Genomic DNA, 17,948 nt, shown 5'->3' on the forward strand with positions numbered 1-17,948 from the left:
TCTAGTTACGGATAGAGTCGTGAAGTCACGACGGGGTGTGTGCAAGATGGGGAGCATCATGGGGTCGGTCAATACGCAGTCGCAAGCGTGCTCGCGCGGCGAGCGCCTTTCCGCTCTGGTCGACGGTGAACTGTTCGACGGCCCGGATCACGGGCAGTTTCTGGCTGAGCTCGACCGCGCGGATCGCGCTGCGTGGGCCCATTACCACCTGATCGGCGATGCGCTGCGCTCGGACGAGCTCGCGCTGTCGCCGGCAACCAGCATTGCGTTCACCGCGCGCATGTCGGCCGCGCTCGAAAGCGAGCCGCACCTGCTCGCACCGGCCGCCGCGCCGGTCGCGCGCAAGCTGTTGTCGCTGCGCCGCCGGGTCGTGCCCGCGTTCGCGGTGGCCGCAGCGGCCGCCACGCTGACGTGGATCGTCGTCCCGCAGATGCAGACGGCCGGTGCACCGGGGGCCGTCCAGGTCGCGTCGGCAGGCGCGCCGCAGAACGGCAACCTGCAGCGCGTGACGGTTGCGCAGGCATCGGCCCAGCCGGGCCTGCAGGACGTCAACATCATCCGCGACGCGAGTCTCGACCAATACCTTGAAGCGCACCAGCAATTCGCGCAGCAGCCCGTCGTCACGGGCTCGATGCCGCTGATCCGCGCTGCCGTGACCACCACGCCAGGCCAATAAACCCGATGCGGACATTGCAGTTGAATCACGCCATCTCCGGATGGAAGCGGCTGCCGGCCCTCCTGCTTTGCGCAGCCGCCCTGTTGTCCGTTCAATCCCTCCCCGCCAGCGCCCAGCAACCGGACGACCCCGTCGCGACCCGCAAGGGCGCGGCGGAGTGGCTCGACCGTATCCAGCAGGCGGCGCAGCAGCAGAGCTACGAGGGCACGTTCGTCTACCAGCGCGGCGGGTACGTCCAGTCGTCGCGCATCGCGCACGTCGCGTCCCGCGACGGCGAGTTCGAGCGGATCGAATCGCTCGACGGCAAGCCGCGCAAGGTACTGCGGCACAACGACGAGCTGTACACGTTCGTGCCCGAACGCAAGCTGTGCGTGGTCGAACGCCGCCAGACGCGCGACTCGTTTCCCGCGCTGCTCGGCGCGGGCGGCGACCATGTGATGTCCGTCTATGACGCGAAGCTGCTCGGCAAGGATCGGGTCGCGGGGATCGACGCGCAGGTCGTCGAACTCGTGCCGAAGGATGCGTACCGCTTCACGTACAAGCTGTGGGCCGACGCCCGCACCGGGCTGCTGCTGCGCTCGCAGACGCTCGACGCGAACGATCACGTGCTCGAGCAGGTCGCGTTCTCGCAACTGCAGACGGGCGGGGCCGCCGGCGACAAGTCGGCGATCGCGGCCGGGATGCGCAACCTGAGCGGCTGGACGGTCGTCCGCCCGCCGGTCGCGACGGTCGACATGGAGGCGCAGGGCTGGCAGATCGCGCCGACCATCGCCGGCTTCCGGAAGATTCGCGAGGTGCGCCGGCCGATGGCCGCGCGCGACGCCGGCGATCCGCCGATTCCGGTCGATCAGGCCGTCTTCACCGACGGCCTCGCGACGATCTCCGTCTTCATCGAACCGGCCGAAAAGAATACGCGCAAGGAAGGCGCGGGCAGCACCGGCGCGACCCACGTGCTCGTGAAGCGCCGCGGCGACTACTGGATCACCGTGCTCGGCGAAGTGCCGCCGGCCACGTTGCAGCAGTTCGCGTCTGCCATAGAATACAAGGCTTCCAAGTAACGCTACGGCTTCCGACATGACGAAACTCACGCTGCGCAAAGTGCTCGCGGCGGCGGCGCTGTGTGCCTGCCTGCCGCTCGTCCCGCAAACCGCGGCCGCTGTCACGCCTCCCGCTGCCAGCCTGCCCGATTTCGCCGATCTGGTCGAAAAGGTGGGGCCTGCGGTCGTGAACATCCGGACTACCGCGAACGTGCCGGTGCCCGGCCCGCGCGGCGTGCTTCCGCCGGGCTTCGACAACGGCGACATGTCGGAATTCTTCCGGCGCTTCTTCGGCATTCCGCTGCCGCAGGCGCCCGGCAACGGTAGCGGCAACGGCAATCCGAAGAGCGCGCCGGCGCCCGACAATCCGCCCGACACCGAGCAGAACCGCGGCGTCGGCTCGGGCTTCATCGTGTCGGCCGACGGTTACGTGATGACGAACGCGCACGTCGTCGACGATGCAGACACGATCTACGTGACGCTGACCGACAAGCGCGAATTCAAGGCGAAGCTGATCGGCGTCGACGACCGCACGGACGTGGCCGTCGTCAAGATCCAGGCGTCGAACCTGCCGGTCGTCGCGATCGGCGATTCGAACAAGGTGCGGGTCGGCGAGTGGGTCGTCGCGATCGGCTCGCCGTTCGGCCTCGACAACACTGTGACGGCCGGCATCGTCAGTTCGAAGAGCCGCAACACGGGCGACTACCTGCCGTTCATCCAGACCGACGTCGCGGTGAACCCCGGCAACTCGGGCGGCCCGCTGATCAACATGCAGGGCGAGGTGATCGGCATCAACTCGCAGATCTACAGCCGCACCGGCGGGTTCATGGGCATTTCGTTCGCGATCCCGATCGACGAGGCGATGCGCGTGGCCGACCAGCTGAAGGCGACCGGCAAGGTCACGCGCGGCCGCATCGCGGTCGCGATCGGCGAGGTGACGAAGGACGTGGCCGACTCGATCGGGCTGCCGAAGGCGGAAGGCGCACTCGTCAGCAGCGTCGAGCCGGGCGGCCCGGCCGACAAGGCGGGCATCCAGCCGGGCGACATCATCCTGAAGTTCAACGGCCGGCCGGTCGATACCGCGTCGGATCTGCCGCGCATGGTCGGCGACACGAAGCCGGGCACGAAGGCGACCGTCAGCGTGTGGCGCAAGGGCCAGGCGCGCGATCTGCCGATCACGATCGCCGAGACGCCGACGGAAACGGCCGCGAAGGCCGAGCAGCGCAAGAACGCGCCGCAGAAGCCGCGTCAGGCCAATTCGCTCGGCTTGACGGTCAGCGACATTCCGGCGGAGCAGATGAAGTCGCTGAAGCTGAAGAACGGCGTGCAGATCGACGGCGTCGACGGTCCGGCCGCGCGCGCGGGGCTGCAGCGCGGCGACATCGTGCTGCGCGTCGGCGACACCGACATCACGAGCGCGAAGCAGTTCGCCGAAGTGACGTCGCAGCTCGATCCGCAGAAGGCGGTCGCGGTGCTCGTGCGGCGCGGCGACAACACGCAATTCGTGCCGGTGCGTCCGCGCCCGACGCAGAAGTAACGCGCCGATGTTCACGCTCTACGGCCGCGGCTGGTGCCATTTGTGCGACGACATGCGCGACGCGCTGGCGCCGGTCGCGGCCGAATTCGGCGTCGCCGTCGACTACGTCGACATCGACACCGATCCGGCGCTCGTCGCCCGCTATGACGAGGACGTGCCGGTGCTGCTGCTGGACGGCGCGGAAGTGTGCCGCCACCGCTTCGACGACGTGAGGGTGCGCGGCGCGCTCGCGGCCCGGCGCTGAACGTGGGCCGGGTGCTGGTCGATCGCGCCCCGTGAGGAGGCGGCGGCGGCCGGCTAGGGCAGCCAACGTGTTTCAGACAGGGCGCCCGTAGCCGGGCGCGCCTGAGCGGCCTCCGTGGCAGGGTGTCTCTACCGGGCGTCCCTGACCGAGCGTCCAAATTACCGCCCGGCAAAGGCCTTTTCGGCTAAAATAAGCCGTTTTTTCACCGACTTACAAGGCGTGCTCCGCAGTCGTCGAGCGCGCCTTTTTCGCTTGATCGGCACTGAATGGATCATATTCGCAATTTCTCGATCATCGCGCACATCGACCATGGCAAGTCGACGCTCGCGGATCGCATCATCCAGGTATGCGGCGGCCTCGCCGACCGCGAAATGGAAGCGCAGGTGCTCGACTCGATGGACATCGAACGCGAGCGCGGCATCACGATCAAGGCGCAGACGGCCGCATTGTCCTATCGCGCCCGCGACGGCAAGGTCTACAACCTCAACCTGATCGATACGCCGGGGCACGTCGATTTCTCGTACGAAGTCAGCCGTTCGCTGTCCGCGTGCGAAGGCGCGCTGCTCGTGGTCGACGCGAGCCAGGGCGTCGAGGCGCAGACGGTCGCGAACTGCTACACGGCGATCGAGCTCGGCGTCGAAGTCGTGCCGGTGCTGAACAAGATCGACCTGCCGGCCGCGAACCCCGAGAACGCGATCGAGGAAATCGAGGACGTGATCGGCATCGACGCGACCGACGCGACGCGCTGCAGCGCGAAGACGGGTCTCGGCGTCGAGGACGTGCTCGAAGCACTGATCGCGAAGGTGCCGCCGCCGAAGGGCGATCCGGCTGCGCCGCTGCAGGCGCTGATCATCGACTCGTGGTTCGACAACTACGTCGGCGTCGTGATGCTCGTGCGCATCGTCAACGGCACGCTGCGTCCGAAGGACAAGATCAAGATGATGGCGACCGGCGCGCAGTATCCGGTCGAGCATATCGGCGTGTTCACGCCGAAGTCGCGCAATCTCGAATCGCTGTCGGCCGGGCAGGTGGGCTTCATCATCGCCGGCATCAAGGAACTGACGGCCGCGAAGGTCGGCGACACCGTCACGCATGCGGCGAAGGCCGCGACCGAGCCGCTGCCGGGCTTCAAGGAAGTGAAGCCGCAGGTGTTCGCCGGCCTCTATCCGGTCGAGGCGAACCAGTACGACGCGCTGCGCGAATCGCTCGAGAAGCTGAAGCTCAACGACGCGTCGCTGCAGTACGAGCCCGAAGTGTCGCAGGCACTCGGCTTCGGGTTCCGCTGCGGCTTCCTCGGGCTGCTGCACATGGAAATCGTGCAGGAGCGGCTCGAGCGCGAGTTCGACATGGATCTCATCACGACCGCGCCGACGGTCGTCTACGAGGTCGTGCAGAGCGACGGCTCGACGATCATGGTCGAGAACCCGGCGAAGATGCCGGAGCCCGGCCGCATCGCCGAGGTTCGCGAGCCGATCGTCACCGTGAACCTGTACATGCCGCAGGATTACGTCGGCTCGGTGATCACGCTGTGCGAGCAGAAGCGCGGCTCGCAGATCAACATGCAGTATCACGGCCGCCAGGTGCAGCTCACGTACGAGATCCCGATGGCCGAGATCGTGCTCGACTTCTTCGATCGCCTGAAGTCGGTGTCGCGCGGTTACGCGTCGATGGACTACGAGTTCAAGGAATACCGTTCGTCGGACGTCGTGAAGGTCGACATGCTGATCAACGGCGACAAGGTCGATGCGCTGTCGATCATCGTGCACCGCTCGCAGTCGCAGTATCGCGGCCGTGAAGTGGCCGCGAAGATGCGCGAGATCATCCCGCGCCAGATGTACGACGTGGCGATCCAGGCCGCGATCGGCGCGCACATCGTCGCGCGCGAGAACATCAAGGCGCTGCGCAAGAACGTGCTCGCGAAGTGCTACGGCGGCGACATCACGCGAAAGAAGAAGCTGCTCGAGAAGCAGAAAGAAGGTAAGAAACGCATGAAGCAGGTGGGTTCGGTCGAGATCCCGCAGGAGGCGTTCCTCGCGATCTTGCGCGTCGAAGACAAATAACAGGACTGATCCTTTTATGAATTTTGCGCTGATTCTTTTTGTGCTCGTCGTCGTGACGGGCGTAGCGTGGGTGCTGGACAAACTGGTGTTCCTGCCGCGGCGACGCAAGGCGGCCGATGCGGCGATCGAGGAGTTCGATCGCCAGCAGTCGCGCATCGACAAGCGCTTCGCGGATGAAAACGCGGTGCAGACGCGTTCGAAGCTGCGCGACGAAAAGCTGCGTCAGCCGTGGTGGCTCGAGTACACCGCGAGCTTCTTCCCGGTGATCCTGGCCGTGTTCGTCGTGCGTTCGTTCGTCGTCGAGCCGTTCAAGATCCCGTCGGGCTCGATGGTGCCGACGCTGCTGGTCGGCGATTTCATTCTCGTCAACAAGTTCGAATACGGGCTGCGCCTGCCGGTCACGAACACGAAGATCACGCAGGGCAGCCCGCTGTCGCGCGGCGACGTCGTCGTGTTCCGTTATCCGAAGGACGAGTCGGTCGACTACATCAAGCGCGTGATCGGCCTGCCGGGCGACACGGTTGCCTACCAGGACAAGCAGCTGACGATCAACGGCCAGCCGGTGCCCGAAACGCCGCTGCCCGATTTCTTCGACGACGAGCGCCAGAATTACGCGAAGCAGTTCGAGGAAACGATCGGCACGAAGAAGAACGCGATCCTGAACAATCCGGCCGTGCCCCCGTTCGTGATGGGCGCCTACGACTATCCGTATCGCGACAACTGCACATACAACAGCCGCGGCGTGATCTGCAAGGTGCCGCCCGGCCACTACTTCATGATGGGCGACAACCGCGACAACAGCGCGGACAGCCGCTACTGGGGTTTCGTGCCGGACAACAACATCGTCGGCCGCGCGTTCTTCATCTGGATGAATTTCGGCGACCTGAAGCGCATCGGTTCCTTCAACTGATCGCATCCGGCTCGCACGCAATGCGCGACGCACGGGCCGCGTCGCGTATTGCCGAACTACTTTAAGAACCGGCGGTAACACCGCCTCGTCACGCCTTTTCGCGTCCGGCCGTGCCGTTTCGGCCCGACCGGCGCCCGCGTTATACTCCTGCACATGCCCCTATCCCAGCTGGAAAGCCGGCTGCGCTACGAATTTCGCAATGCGGAATTGTTGCGCCAGGCTTTGACCCATCGCAGTCACAGTGCCACGCACAACGAACGGCTCGAGTTTCTCGGCGATTCCGTTCTGAATTGCGCGGTGGCAGCCCTTTTGTTCCAGCGTTTCGGCAAGCTGGACGAAGGCGACCTGTCGCGCGTGCGCGCCAACCTCGTCAAGCAGCAGTCGCTGTACGAAATCGCTCAGGCCCTGAATATTTCCGAAGGGCTGCGCCTGGGCGAGGGCGAGTTGCGCAGCGGCGGCTTCCGTCGCCCGTCGATCCTCGCGGACGCGTTCGAAGCCATCATCGGGGCCGTGTTCCTCGATGGCGGCTTCGAAGCCGCCCAAGGGGTCATCAAGCGCCTCTATATCCCGATTCTCGACCACATCGATCCGCGCACGCTCGGCAAGGACGCGAAGACGCTGCTGCAGGAATACCTGCAGGGGCACAAGATCGCGCTGCCGACCTATACGGTCGTCGCGACGCATGGTGCGGCGCACAATCAGCAGTTCGAGGTCGAGTGCACGGTACCGAAGCTCGACGTGAAGGTGTCGGGCTCCGGCGCGAGCCGCCGCGCGGCCGAGCAGGCTGCCGCGAAGAAGGCGCTCGACGAGGTGCTGGCGGCCGCGCCGATGCTGGCTGCCAAGCCGAAGCGTTCGAAGAATGCGCGCGGGTCGAAGCATGTCGAGCCCGAAATCGTGCCCGGCGTGAAGGGCGTGCAGGAAGCGCTCGACTTGCGCTCTCCGGAACGGAAGGAGCGGGCGGCGGCGCGCGACGCGAAGGCTGCGGCCGCGGCGTCCGGTGCCGGTGCCGGCGCCGAGCCGGCCGAGCGGCCGGCTCAGGCCCCGATGGCTGCGATTCGCGCGGCGCATGTGGAAACCGCTGCGGACAAGGCCGACCGGCCCGCGAAACCGGCGACCGACAAGCCCGCGGACAAACCTGCCGACAAGCCGTCCGAGAAGCCGCCGGAAAAGCCGTCCGATCGCAACGAACCCGGCTCGCGCGCGGCGGACAAGCCGGCCGAGCGCGCGGACAAGCCCGCCGACAAGCCCGCGGAAGGCGCACCCCGTGCAGCGGACAAGCCGGCGGCCCAGCCGACCGATCCGGCCGCGCCGTCCACCGACAAGCCGGCTTCCGGTTCCGAAGCCGCGTCGCGTGCGGCGCCGCGCGCCCGCGACGCCGCGGCGCCCGACACCGAGACGCCGGCCGGCGGCGCCAGCCTCGCTGCCGCCCAGGCGCGCGCGGCCGATGCCGGCCACTGAATCGCCCATCGATCGTGCCGCGCGCCGCGCGGCCGGTTCCGAACCTGTCTCCCAAACGATATGAACACTCCCGCTCCTACCGGTTTCCGCTGCGGCATGATCGCGATCGTGGGCCGTCCGAACGTCGGCAAGTCGACGTTGATGAACGCACTCGTCGGCCAGAAGATCAGCATCACGTCGCGCAAGGCGCAGACGACCCGCCATCGCATCACCGGCATCAACACGTTCGACGACGCGCAATTCGTGTTCGTCGACACGCCGGGCTTCCAGACCCGTCACAGCACCGCGCTGAACCGCTCGCTGAACCGCGCGGTCACGTCGACGCTCACGTCGGTCGACGTGATCCTGTTCGTGATCGAAGCCGGCCGCTTCGGGCCCGATGACCAGAAGGTGCTCGACCTGATCCCGCCCGGCATGCCGACGCTGCTGATCGCGAACAAGATCGACCGCGTGGCCGACAAGGCGTCGCTGTTCCCGTTCATGCAGCAGATGAGCGGGCTGCGCGAATTCACCGAGCTCGTACCGCTGTCGGCGCAGCGTCCGGAAGACATCAAGCGCCTGCTCGACACGATCAAGCCGTACCTGCCGGAAGGCGAGCCGATCTACGGCGAGGACGAGCTGACCGACCGCAGCTCGCGTTTCCTCGCGGCCGAAATCCTGCGCGAGAAGGTGTTCCGCTGGACCGGCGACGAGCTGCCGTACACGAGCACCGTGCTGATCGACAAGTTCGAGGAGGAAGGGCGCCTGAAGCGCATCTTCGCGACGATCCTCGTCGAGCGCGATTCGCACAAGGCGATGGTGATCGGCAAGAAGGGCGAGAAGCTCAAGCAGATCAGCACCGAAGCGCGGATGGACATGGAAAAGCTGTTCGACGGCCCCGTGTATCTCGAGACCTTCGTGAAGGTGAAGAGCGGCTGGGCCGACAACGAGGCGGGGCTGCGCGCCTATGGGTACGAATGACGCGCTGACGTCGACCGAAGACGCGGTGACGGCCGGCGCGAACGACGCGCCGCTGCCGGCGCCGCCCGAACCGCCGCGTCGCAAGGCGCGGCGTGCGACGTCTCGCACGTCCGATTTCCGCGTGGCCGAGCAGCCGGCGTTCGTGCTGCACAGCTATCCATACCGCGAAACGAGCCTGATCATCGACGTGCTCACGCGCGATCACGGCCGCCTCGCGCTCGTCGCGAAGGGCGCGAAGCGCCCGCACTCCGCGTTGCGCGGCGTGCTGCAGACCTTCCAGCCGCTGCTGCTGTCGTGGTCCGGCAAATCCGAAGTGCGCACGCTGACGGGCGCCGAGTGGGTCGGCGGGATGCTGCCGCTCGGCGGCGACGGGCTGCTGTGCGGCTTCTACGTGAACGAGCTGCTGGTGAAATTCTGCGCGCGCGAGGATCCGCAGCCGCCGCTGTTCAACCATTACGTGCTGACGCTCACGCGCCTTGCGCACGGCGAACCGGCGGTGCAGGTGCTGCGCTCGTTCGAGCGCGTGCTGCTGCGCGAGACCGGCTATGCGATGGCGCTGAACCGGACGGTCGCGCGCCGCGCGGTCGAACCCGATCGCCGCTACGTGTTCGATCCCGAGCGCGGCGTGCGCAACGCCGACGACGACGTGCCGTCGCACTGGCCGGTGATTACCGGTCAGACATTGCTCGACATGGAGCAGGACGATTACCATCGAGCCCAGACGGTCGCGCAAAGCAAGACGCTGATGCGCTTCCTGCTGAACACCTATCTCGGCGGTACGCCGCTTGCCACGCGCCAGATCCTGATCGACCTGCAAAACCTATGAGCTTCTTCCTGACAACGCCCACCGCCATCGACCTCGGCGTGAACATCGACCACGTCGCGACGCTGCGCAACGCGCGCGGCACGGCCTATCCCGATCCGATCCGCGCGGCGCTCGCTGCCGAAGAGGCCGGTGCGGACGCAATCACGCTGCACCTGCGCGAGGACCGCCGCCACATCGTCGATGCCGACGTGCGCAAGCTGCGCCCGCTGTTGAAGACGCGGATGAACCTCGAATGCGCGGTGACGGCCGAGATGCTCGACATCGCGTGCGACGTGCGGCCGCACGACGCGTGCCTCGTGCCCGAGAAGCGCGAGGAGCTGACGACCGAAGGCGGCCTCGACGTCGCGGGCCGCTTCGAGGCCGTGCGCGCCGCATGCAAGCAGCTCGCCGACGCGGGCGTGCGTGTGTCGCTGTTCATCGATCCGGACGAAACGCAGATCCGCGCCGCGCACGAAGCGGGTGCGCCGGTGATCGAGCTGCATACCGGCCGCTACGCCGATGCGCACGACGAAGCCGAGCAGCAGCGCGAATACGAACGTATCGTCGCGGGCGTGCAGGCCGGCGCGCAACTGGGCCTGAAGGTCAACGCCGGGCACGGCCTGCATTACACGAACGTGCAGCAGATCGCCGCGATCGACGGCATCGTCGAACTGAACATCGGCCACGCGATCGTCGCGCACGCGATCTTCGCGGGCTGGGACAACGCGGTGCGCGAGATGAAGGCGATCATGGTCGCCGCACGCGTCGCCGCGCTGCACGGCGGCGCGCGCTGACGATGCATCGCGAGCGCGCGCACGTCGATCGCGATCCGGCATCGTCCGGGCATCGCGGCGGGTGCTGACATGGCGATCTACGGTATTGGCACCGACGTCGTCCAGGTGAGCCGCATCGCGGCCGTGCTCGAGCGCACGGGCGGACGGTTCGCCGAGAAGGTGCTCGGCCCCGACGAGCTGCGCGTGTTCCATGCGCGCCGCGCGCGTTCCGAGGCACGCGGCATCGCGTTTCTCGCGACGCGTTTCTCCGCGAAAGAAGCGTTCTCGAAGGCGATCGGGCTCGGCATGCACTGGCCGATGACGTGGCGCGCGCTGCAGACCCTGAACCAGCGCAGCGGCGAACCGTACGTCGTCGCGTCGGGCGAACTGGCCGACTGGCTCGCCGCGCGCGGCATCACCGCACGCGTGACGGTCAGCGACGAACGCGACTACGCGGTGTCGTTCGTGATCGCCGAGACCGATGCCGTCGCGCCGGCCCCGCCCGCGCTTGCTCCCCGAACCACTCCCTGACGGACTTCCCGATTCGATGAAAACGACTCCCGGCCCGGTCATGCTCGACGTCGTCGGCACGACCCTGTCGCGCGACGATGCGCGGCGCCTTGCGCATCCGAACACCGGCGGCGTGATCCTGTTCGCGCGGCATTTCCAGGACCGCGCGCAGTTGACCGCACTGACCGATTCGATCCGTGCGGTGCGCGACGACATCCTGATCGCCGTCGATCACGAAGGCGGTCGCGTGCAGCGGTTCCGCACCGACGGTTTCACCGTGCTGCCGGCGATGCGCCGCCTCGGCGAGCTGTGGGATCGCGACGTGCTGCTCGCGACCAAGGTCGCGACCGCGGTCGGCTACGTGCTGGCCGCCGAACTGCGCGCATGCGGGATCGACATGAGCTTCACGCCGGTGCTCGACCTCGACTACGGGCACTCGAAGGTGATCGGCGATCGCGCGTTCCATCGCGACCCGCGCGTCGTCACGCTGCTCGCGAAGAGCCTGAACCACGGGCTGTCGCTCGCGGGCATGGCGAACTGCGGCAAGCATTTTCCGGGGCACGGCTTCGCGGAAGCCGACTCGCACGTCGCGCTGCCGACCGACGACCGGCCGCTCGACGCGATCCTCGAGCAGGACGTCGCGCCGTACGACTGGCTCGGCCTGTCGTTGTCCGCGGTGATTCCCGCGCACGTGATCTACACGCAGGTCGACAAGCGGCCGGCCGGCTTCTCGCGTGTGTGGCTGCAGGACATCCTGCGCGGGCGGTTGGGCTTCACCGGCGCGATCTTCAGCGACGACCTGTCGATGGAAGCGGCACGCGAAGGCGGCACGCTCACGCAGGCGGCCGATGCGGCGCTCGCCGCCGGCTGCGACATGGTGCTCGTGTGCAACCAGCCGGACGCGGCCGAGGTCGTGCTGAACGAACTGAACGCGCAGGCGTCGGCCGAGTCGGTGCGGCGCATCAAGCGGATGCGGGCGCGCGGCAAGGCGCTCAAGTGGGACAAGCTGATCGCGCAGCCCGAGTATGTCCGCGCGCAGACGCTGCTGAGCAGCGCGCTGGCGTAACCGGACAGGGCGGCGCGACGCCGCGCGATGGCCGGTTGCCGAAAACGAAAAGCCGCGCGGTTGCGCGGCTTTTTCATTGGGCGGTACGGGGAGCGGTGACGGACGTTATGCAACTAACCGTCAAATCTCGACAACGCCCCCGGCGAGCGCCGACCGTTCGGTTCAGTTGACCTTCATCCGCTGCAGCTTGTTGTACAGCGTCTTCGGGCTGATGCCGAGCAGCGTCGCCGCGCGATGGCGCGTGCCGCCGACCGCGTCCAGCGTCGCGCGGATCAGCAGGTCCTCGACGTCGGACAGCGGGGTGCCGACCTTGATCTGCACGCTGCTGCCGTTCAGCGCGGCGCCGGCCGCGAAGCTCGCTTCGCCCGCGCGCAGCGTCTCGATGAAATCGCCGGACGCATCGTACGCGAAGCGCACGCGCTCCTGTAGTTCGCGCACGTTGCCGGGCCATTCGTACGACAGGCATTCGCGCACGAAGCCGGGCGCCGCGCGCTTGTCGGTCGTGCTGCGGCCGGTCGCGCGCGCTTCGCGGTTCAGCTCGTCGATCAGCGCATCCGCGATCGCGAGCGCGTCGCCGTCGCGTTCGCGCAGCGGCGGCATCGTGATCGACGCCGCATCGAGGCGCAGCCACAGATCCTCGCGCAGCGTGCCGTTGGCGACCGCCTCGCGGGCCGGGCGGCGCGTGGCCGCGATCAGCCGGAAATCGCTCGCGATCGAGCTCGTGCCGCCGATCCGCATGAAGTTCTGCGAGTCGAGCGCATGCAGCAGCGCTTCCTGCAGCACGAGCGGCAGCGCGGTGATTTCGTCGAGGAACAGCGTGCCGCCGCCCGCCTGTTCGAACAGGCCCGATTCGCGCCGCTCCGCGCCGTCGAACGCGCCGCGCTCGTGGCCGAACAGCACGCTGTCGAGCGACGCGCCGTGGCGGCCGGCCTGCGCGATCGTCCGGCAGTCGAACGACACGAACGGCCCCTTGCGGCGCCGGCTCAGGTCGTGCAGCGTGCGCGCGGCCAGCTTCTTGCCGGTACCGGCTTCGCCCGCGAACAGCACGGCCGTTTCGGTGCGCGCGTTGTGCTCGATCATGTCGTACACGTGCTGCATTGCTTCGCTGCGGCCGACGAGCGCGCCGAAGCGGCCGAGATGGCGCAGCGACGCGCGCAGCGTCTGCACTTCGTCGATCAGTTCGTAGGGCCGCGGAATCCGGGCCAGCAGGCTGCGCAGGCGCGGAATGTTGATCGGCTTCAGCAGGTAGTCCCAGATCCCGTGACGCAGGCCTTCGATCGCGCTCTCGACCGTCGCGTTGCCCGTCAGCACGATCACCGGCAGCGAGCCGTTCGGCTGCTGCTGCGGCAGATGCTGGAGCAGGTCGAACCCGCTGCCGTCCGGCAGGTTCAGGTCGACCAGGACGACGTCGGGAATCGAGCGGCCGAGCGCCGTGCGCGCCTCGGCGAGCGACGTGGCCGTGTCGACGGAGAAGCCGTCTGCAGCGAGCAGCGCGGTCAGGCCGGACAGACTGTTTGGATCGTCTTCGACAATCAGGGCGTGTGGCATGGTGGACGCGAGTCGAGTCAAGAGAGGCGAGCTGTCGGCCACCGAGGCCGGCCGCAGCCGCATGTCAGATTAAAAACCGATTTTATGCCCCGCCGAACGCCTGACGCGCATTATTTCTCTGTCGCTATAAAACAGTTACCGATGATACAAATTGAATACCTTTAGTGCTGGATTTTGTGTTCGCCACGACACCGAAGCGTGCTGCTGTTGGGGCCGGACAAACAAAAAGCGCCCCGCAGGGCGCTTTGTTCGATACGAAAAATCGCAGGGGATTACGCGCGGCTGCGGTATTCGTTGGTACGCGTATCGATTTCGATCTTGTCGCCGGTATTGCAGAACAGCGGCACCTGCAGTTCGAAGCCCGTTGCCAGCTTGGCGTTCTTCAGCACCTTGCCCGACGACGTGTCGCCCTTGACGGCCGGTTCCGTGTAGGTGATCTCGCGAACCAGGATCGTCGGCAGTTCGACCGAGATCGCCTTCTCGTTGTAGAACACGACTTCGCAAGCCATGCCGTCTTCGAGGTAGTTCAGCGCTTCGCCCATCATTTCCGCTTCGACTTCGTACTGGTTGTAGTCGGCGTCCATGAACACGTACATCGGGTCGGCGAAGTACGAGTACGTCACTTCCTTGCGATCGAGCACGACGACGTCGAACTTGTCGTCCGCCTTGTAGACCGATTCCTGGCCTGCGTTCGTCAGCAGGTTCTTCATCTTCATCTTGACGACGGCGGCGTTACGGCCCGACTTGTTGTATTCCGTCTTGGCGATGACCCATGCGTCGCTGCCGATCTGCACGACGTTGCCTACGCGGAGTTCCTGTGCGGTCTTCATAAAAAACTGTCCTGATCCAATCAAATAAATAGGTGCCTGAGCGTTGCGCAACGGCTGACGGCGCAAGCGGGGGTGCGTTCCGGTGGGCGCCCCAAGCTCAAACGCGAGCGCTTGCGTGGTCAGCCGTCGGATAACCGCTTATTTTAACTGAGATTTTGCGTATTCCGCCAGCTTTCCGGCGAGATCGCCGATGCTCGCGAGCGCGTCCGCCCAGCGGGCCGCGTTGGCGTCGAGCGCGGCACGGTGTTGCAGCAAATCCGCCCAGTCCGGCGTGCCGGCGCCGTTCCACGCGTGCCAGAAGCGCTCGAGCGCCGCACGCGGCGCGGCGTCCAGCGCGGCCGACAGATGCGCCAGCGCGGCGTCGAGCTTCGGCAGGTGCGCATCGTCGGCCTGCGGGTAGATGTGCCACACGAACGGCTTGCGCGCCCACTGCGCGCGGACGAACGAGTCCTCGCCGCGCACGAAATTGATGTCCGCGGCCCAGAGCAGCGCGTCGTAGTCGGCCTGCGGGACGAACGCGAGCCCGTACGCGGTCAGGTTGCCGGCCGTCGCGCGTGCGCCCGGCCCGAACGACTCGACCCCGAAATAGCGCGCGACGGCCGGCGACACGCGCCCGGCCGGTACGAGTGCGACGACGGGCGACGGGCTGTCGCGCCACTGCGCGAGCAACGCGTCGACTGCCGGATTCTCGTACGCGAACAGGCTGACCACCGCCGTGCCGGGCGCGGGCGGCGCACCGCCGGTCGATTCCCGCCACCACGCGGCGCGCGCCGCGGCGTTCGTTTCGAATGCGATGCGGTGCGCGTCGAGGTCGCGCTCCTTCAGCACGCCGCCGGTGCCGGCCGACAGCCCCGGGAAGAAGAACGTCTTCAGCAGCGGATAGCGCGGATGCGGCGACGGGCGCAAATGGAAATCGGCGACCCAGTCCTCCGCGCTCAGGTATTCGAGATTGATCCACACCGGACGGCGTGTGCGGCGGGCCATCGCCGCGAGATACGCGCCGGGCAGCTCGCACGCGAACGCTTCGATCACGACGTCGGCGATCTCGAGCGCATCGCCGACTTCCGCATGCCAGTGTTCGATCGCGATGCCGTCGACCGTCTGCCGCGCGGCATCGGGATCGACCCCCGGCTGCAGCCGCGCGAACGTATGCAGGTCGTCGATGAACAGGCGCACCTGCCAGCCGTGCTCGTGCGCGAGCTGGCGCACGAGGCGCCAGCACACGCCGATGTCGCCGAAGTTGTCGATCACGGTGCAGAACAGGTCGCACGCGATCGGTTCGCCGGGCGCGAGCGGTGCGGGGGACGCGGAAGAGGCGGGGGCGGTGCTGGGCATCGAAGCGGGCCGGTGAATGCTCTAAACTGACGATTCTAATGGACCCGTTCCGCGCCACAAGGCACCCGGATCACGCATGACATCCCCAGAAGCCGCCGACCTCCCGTTCGAACCGAAGAAGATCCTCGCGCAGTTGCCGCACATGCCGGGCGTCTACCGCTATTACGACACGGCCGGAGCCGTGCTCTACGTCGGCAAGGCGCGCGACCTGAAGAAGCGCGTGTCGAGCTATTTCACGAAGACGCAGCTGTCGCCGCGCATCGCGATGATGGTCACGCGCATCGCGCGCATCGAGACGACGGTCACGCGCTCGGAGGCCGAGGCGCTGCTGCTCGAGAACAACCTGATCAAGGCGCTCGCGCCGCGCTACAACATCCTGTTTCGCGACGACAAGTCGTATCCGTACCTGAAGCTCACCGCGCACCGTTTTCCGCGCATGGCGTATTACCGCGGCTCGGTCGACAAGCAGAACCAGTATTTCGGACCGTTCCCGAGCGCGTGGGCCGTGCGCGAAAGCATCCAGATCCTGCAGCGCGTGTTCCAGTTGCGTACCTGCGAGGACTCGGTCTTCAACAACCGCACGCGGCCGTGCCTGCTGCATCAGATCGGACGCTGCACGGCGCCGTGCGTCGGCGCGATTTCCGCGGACGACTACGCGATCGACGTGTCGAACGCCGCGCGCTTCCTGCTCGGCCGGCAGTCGGAAGTGATGAAGGAGCTCGAGCAGAAGATGCACGCATTCGCGGCCGAGCTGAAGTTCGAGCAGGCCGCCGCGGTGCGCAACCAGATGAGCTCGCTCGCGACGGTGCTGCACCAGCAGGCGATCGAGGTCGGCAGCGACAGCGACGTCGACATCCTCGCGGTCGTCGCGCAGGGCGGACGCGTGTGCGTGAACCTGGCGATGGTGCGCGGCGGCCGGCATCTCGGCGACAAGGCCTATTTCCCGACGCACGTCGAAAGCGCGCTGACGCTGGCCGAAGGCGGGCTCGGGGACGATGCCGATGCGGCGGACGACGCGGACCCGGCCGGCGCAAGCGCTGCGGCGTTGCCCGACCAGCCCGCGGAAGAGGCGGCCGGCGCGCGCGACGCCGGCGCATCGGTCGAGGCCGAGGTGCTCGACGCGTTCATCGCTCAGCACTATCTCGGCAACCGCGTACCGCCCGTGCTGGTCGTGAGCCACGCGCCGGCAAGCCACGACCTGCTCGAGCTGCTGTCCGAGCAGGCCGGCCACAAGGTGTCGCTGGTGCGGCAGCCGCAAGGGCAGCGGCGCGCGTGGCTGTCGATGGCCGAACAGAATGCGCGGCTCGCGCTCGCGCGGCTGCTGTCCGAGCAGGGCTCGCAGCAGGCGCGTACGCGCGCGCTTGCGGAGACCCTCGGCTTCGAATGCGACGATCTCGCGACGCTGCGCATCGAGTGTTTCGACATCAGCCATACGATGGGCGAGGCAACGCAGGCGTCGTGCGTCGTCTATCACCATCACAAGATGCAGTCGGGCGAGTACCGGCGCTACAACATCACCGGCATCACGCCCGGCGACGATTACGCGGCGATGCGGCAGGTGCTGACGCGCCGCTACGAGAAGATGGTCGAGCAGGCCGCGCAGGCGGCGGCCGCCGACGACGCGGCCGGCATCGACGGCGAATCGACGCGCCAGGCCGAGGCATCGAGCCTGCTGCCGAACATCGTGCTGATCGACGGCGGCAAGGGGCAGGTCGAGATCGCGCGCCAGGTGTTCACCGAGCTCGGGCTCGACACGTCGATGCTGGTCGGCGTCGCGAAGGGCGAGGGACGCAAGGTCGGCCTCGAGACGCTGGTGTTCGCGGACGGCCGCTCGCCGCTCGAACTCGGCAAGGAGAGCGCCGCGCTGATGCTCGTCGCGCAGATCCGCGACGAGGCGCACCGCTTCGCGATCACCGGAATGCGCGCGAAGCGCGCGAAGGCGCGCCAGACGTCGCGGCTCGAGGAGCTGGAAGGCGTCGGCGCGAAGCGCCGCCAGCGGCTGCTCGCGCGGTTCGGCGGGCTGCGCGGCGTCGTCGCGGCCAGCGTCGAGGAACTGGCGAGCGTCGACGGCATCTCGCACGCGCTCGCCGAGCAGATCTACAAGCAGCTTCATTGACGCGGCCGTGCGACCGGCACTTTCCGCCCCGCGAGCGCGCGTTCCCGCGTTCTTGTGGCGGGCCGGTCGACACGGCACAATTG

Annotated in this window: 16 protein-coding genes; 13 read left to right on the forward strand and 3 right to left on the reverse strand. The window is 67.3% G+C overall.

What is annotated here, in order from left to right; genetic code table 11:
* Positions 1-58: 58 nt before the first annotated feature.
* The 12 genes from Q3A80_RS17135 (at position 59) to nagZ (ending at position 12,036) form a co-directional block, all read left to right on the forward strand.
* Positions 59-676 carry a sigma-E factor negative regulatory protein gene (locus Q3A80_RS17135; protein ID WP_446330224.1) on the forward strand — a complete coding sequence of 206 codons (618 nt, stop codon included), beginning with the start codon at positions 59-61 and terminating at the stop codon, positions 674-676.
* A 5-nt stretch (positions 677-681) separates the two neighbouring features.
* Positions 682-1,734: a MucB/RseB C-terminal domain-containing protein gene (locus tag Q3A80_RS17140; protein WP_446330121.1), complete on the forward strand. Its 1,053-nt coding sequence runs from the start codon at positions 682-684 to the stop codon at positions 1,732-1,734.
* A 16-nt stretch (positions 1,735-1,750) separates the two neighbouring features.
* Positions 1,751-3,250 carry a DegQ family serine endoprotease gene (locus tag Q3A80_RS17145; RefSeq protein WP_446330122.1) on the forward strand — a complete coding sequence of 500 codons (1,500 nt, stop codon included), beginning with the start codon at positions 1,751-1,753 and terminating at the stop codon, positions 3,248-3,250.
* 7 nt (positions 3,251-3,257) lie between these two features.
* Positions 3,258-3,494: a glutaredoxin family protein gene (locus Q3A80_RS17150; protein ID WP_446330123.1), complete on the forward strand. Its 237-nt coding sequence runs from the start codon at positions 3,258-3,260 to the stop codon at positions 3,492-3,494.
* Between the two features lie 266 nt (positions 3,495-3,760).
* Complete coding sequence (gene lepA / locus Q3A80_RS17155) at positions 3,761-5,554, forward strand: translation elongation factor 4 (RefSeq protein WP_446330124.1); 1,794 nt, start codon at positions 3,761-3,763, stop codon at positions 5,552-5,554.
* 16 nt (positions 5,555-5,570) lie between these two features.
* A complete protein-coding gene (gene lepB / locus Q3A80_RS17160) occupies positions 5,571-6,464 on the forward strand; it encodes a signal peptidase I (protein ID WP_446330125.1) in 894 nt (297 codons plus the stop codon).
* A gap of 153 nt (positions 6,465-6,617) precedes the next feature.
* Positions 6,618-7,922, forward strand: coding sequence for a ribonuclease III (rnc, locus tag Q3A80_RS17165; RefSeq protein WP_446330126.1), 1,305 nt, complete (start codon positions 6,618-6,620; stop codon positions 7,920-7,922).
* Positions 7,923-7,982: 60 nt separating this feature from the next.
* Positions 7,983-8,882: a GTPase Era gene (era, locus tag Q3A80_RS17170; protein ID WP_040143767.1), complete on the forward strand. Its 900-nt coding sequence runs from the start codon at positions 7,983-7,985 to the stop codon at positions 8,880-8,882.
* Entirely contained in the window at positions 8,869-9,708 is an 840-nt protein-coding gene (gene recO / locus Q3A80_RS17175; RefSeq protein ID WP_006751876.1) for a DNA repair protein RecO, read from the forward strand. The genes era and recO overlap by 14 nt, the downstream gene beginning before the upstream one ends.
* Positions 9,705-10,481, forward strand: coding sequence for a pyridoxine 5'-phosphate synthase (gene pdxJ / locus Q3A80_RS17180; RefSeq protein WP_446330127.1), 777 nt, complete (start codon positions 9,705-9,707; stop codon positions 10,479-10,481). Before recO ends, pdxJ begins: the two co-directional genes overlap by 4 nt.
* 69 nt (positions 10,482-10,550) lie before the next feature.
* Positions 10,551-10,991, forward strand: a complete 441-nt coding sequence (gene acpS, locus Q3A80_RS17185) for a holo-ACP synthase (RefSeq protein WP_446330128.1) — start codon at positions 10,551-10,553, stop codon at positions 10,989-10,991.
* Between the two features lie 16 nt (positions 10,992-11,007).
* Positions 11,008-12,036, forward strand: a complete 1,029-nt coding sequence (gene nagZ / locus Q3A80_RS17190; RefSeq protein WP_446330129.1) for a beta-N-acetylhexosaminidase — start codon at positions 11,008-11,010, stop codon at positions 12,034-12,036.
* A 162-nt stretch (positions 12,037-12,198) separates the two neighbouring features.
* Here nagZ and Q3A80_RS17195 read toward each other — a convergent pair whose 3' ends face one another.
* The 3 genes from Q3A80_RS17195 to earP all read right to left on the reverse strand — a co-directional run bounded on the left by Q3A80_RS17195 (position 12,199) and on the right by earP (position 15,749).
* Positions 12,199-13,584 carry a sigma-54-dependent transcriptional regulator gene (locus tag Q3A80_RS17195; protein WP_446330130.1) on the reverse strand — a complete coding sequence of 462 codons (1,386 nt, stop codon included), beginning with the start codon at positions 13,582-13,584 and terminating at the stop codon, positions 12,199-12,201.
* 272 nt (positions 13,585-13,856) lie between these two features.
* Positions 13,857-14,414 carry an elongation factor P gene (gene efp, locus Q3A80_RS17200; protein WP_034206788.1) on the reverse strand — a complete coding sequence of 186 codons (558 nt, stop codon included), beginning with the start codon at positions 14,412-14,414 and terminating at the stop codon, positions 13,857-13,859.
* Between the two features lie 138 nt (positions 14,415-14,552).
* Positions 14,553-15,749 (reverse strand): elongation factor P maturation arginine rhamnosyltransferase EarP, encoded by a 1,197-nt coding sequence (earP, locus tag Q3A80_RS17205; protein WP_446330131.1) that lies wholly within the window; start codon positions 15,747-15,749, stop codon positions 14,553-14,555.
* A 76-nt stretch (positions 15,750-15,825) separates the two neighbouring features.
* Here earP and uvrC point away from each other — a divergent pair, with 76 nt between their 5' ends.
* Positions 15,826-17,865 carry an excinuclease ABC subunit UvrC gene (uvrC, locus tag Q3A80_RS17210; RefSeq protein ID WP_446330132.1) on the forward strand — a complete coding sequence of 680 codons (2,040 nt, stop codon included), beginning with the start codon at positions 15,826-15,828 and terminating at the stop codon, positions 17,863-17,865.
* Positions 17,866-17,948 lie beyond the last annotated feature (83 nt).

This window comes from Burkholderia sp. SR8 (genome assembly GCF_052851275.1).

Excerpts from the sequence above, each read along its gene's own strand:
- Q3A80_RS17135 (WP_446330224.1), top strand. The coding sequence starts at position 59 with ATGGGGTCGGTCAATACGCAGTCGCAAGCGTGCTCGCGCGGCGAGCGC.
- Q3A80_RS17140 (WP_446330121.1), top strand. The coding sequence starts at position 682 with ATGCGGACATTGCAGTTGAATCACGCCATCTCCGGATGGAAGCGGCTG.
- Q3A80_RS17145 (WP_446330122.1), top strand. The coding sequence starts at position 1,751 with ATGACGAAACTCACGCTGCGCAAAGTGCTCGCGGCGGCGGCGCTGTGT.
- Q3A80_RS17150 (WP_446330123.1), top strand. The coding sequence starts at position 3,258 with ATGTTCACGCTCTACGGCCGCGGCTGGTGCCATTTGTGCGACGACATG.
- lepA (WP_446330124.1), top strand. The coding sequence starts at position 3,761 with ATGGATCATATTCGCAATTTCTCGATCATCGCGCACATCGACCATGGC.
- lepB (WP_446330125.1), top strand. The coding sequence starts at position 5,571 with ATGAATTTTGCGCTGATTCTTTTTGTGCTCGTCGTCGTGACGGGCGTA.
- rnc (WP_446330126.1), top strand. The coding sequence starts at position 6,618 with ATGCCCCTATCCCAGCTGGAAAGCCGGCTGCGCTACGAATTTCGCAAT.
- era (WP_040143767.1), top strand. The coding sequence starts at position 7,983 with ATGAACACTCCCGCTCCTACCGGTTTCCGCTGCGGCATGATCGCGATC.
- recO (WP_006751876.1), top strand. The coding sequence starts at position 8,869 with ATGGGTACGAATGACGCGCTGACGTCGACCGAAGACGCGGTGACGGCC.
- pdxJ (WP_446330127.1), top strand. The coding sequence starts at position 9,705 with ATGAGCTTCTTCCTGACAACGCCCACCGCCATCGACCTCGGCGTGAAC.
- acpS (WP_446330128.1), top strand. The coding sequence starts at position 10,551 with ATGGCGATCTACGGTATTGGCACCGACGTCGTCCAGGTGAGCCGCATC.
- nagZ (WP_446330129.1), top strand. The coding sequence starts at position 11,008 with ATGAAAACGACTCCCGGCCCGGTCATGCTCGACGTCGTCGGCACGACC.
- Q3A80_RS17195 (WP_446330130.1), bottom strand. The coding sequence starts at position 13,584 with ATGCCACACGCCCTGATTGTCGAAGACGATCCAAACAGTCTGTCCGGC.
- efp (WP_034206788.1), bottom strand. The coding sequence starts at position 14,414 with ATGAAGACCGCACAGGAACTCCGCGTAGGCAACGTCGTGCAGATCGGC.
- earP (WP_446330131.1), bottom strand. The coding sequence starts at position 15,749 with ATGCCCAGCACCGCCCCCGCCTCTTCCGCGTCCCCCGCACCGCTCGCG.
- uvrC (WP_446330132.1), top strand. The coding sequence starts at position 15,826 with ATGACATCCCCAGAAGCCGCCGACCTCCCGTTCGAACCGAAGAAGATC.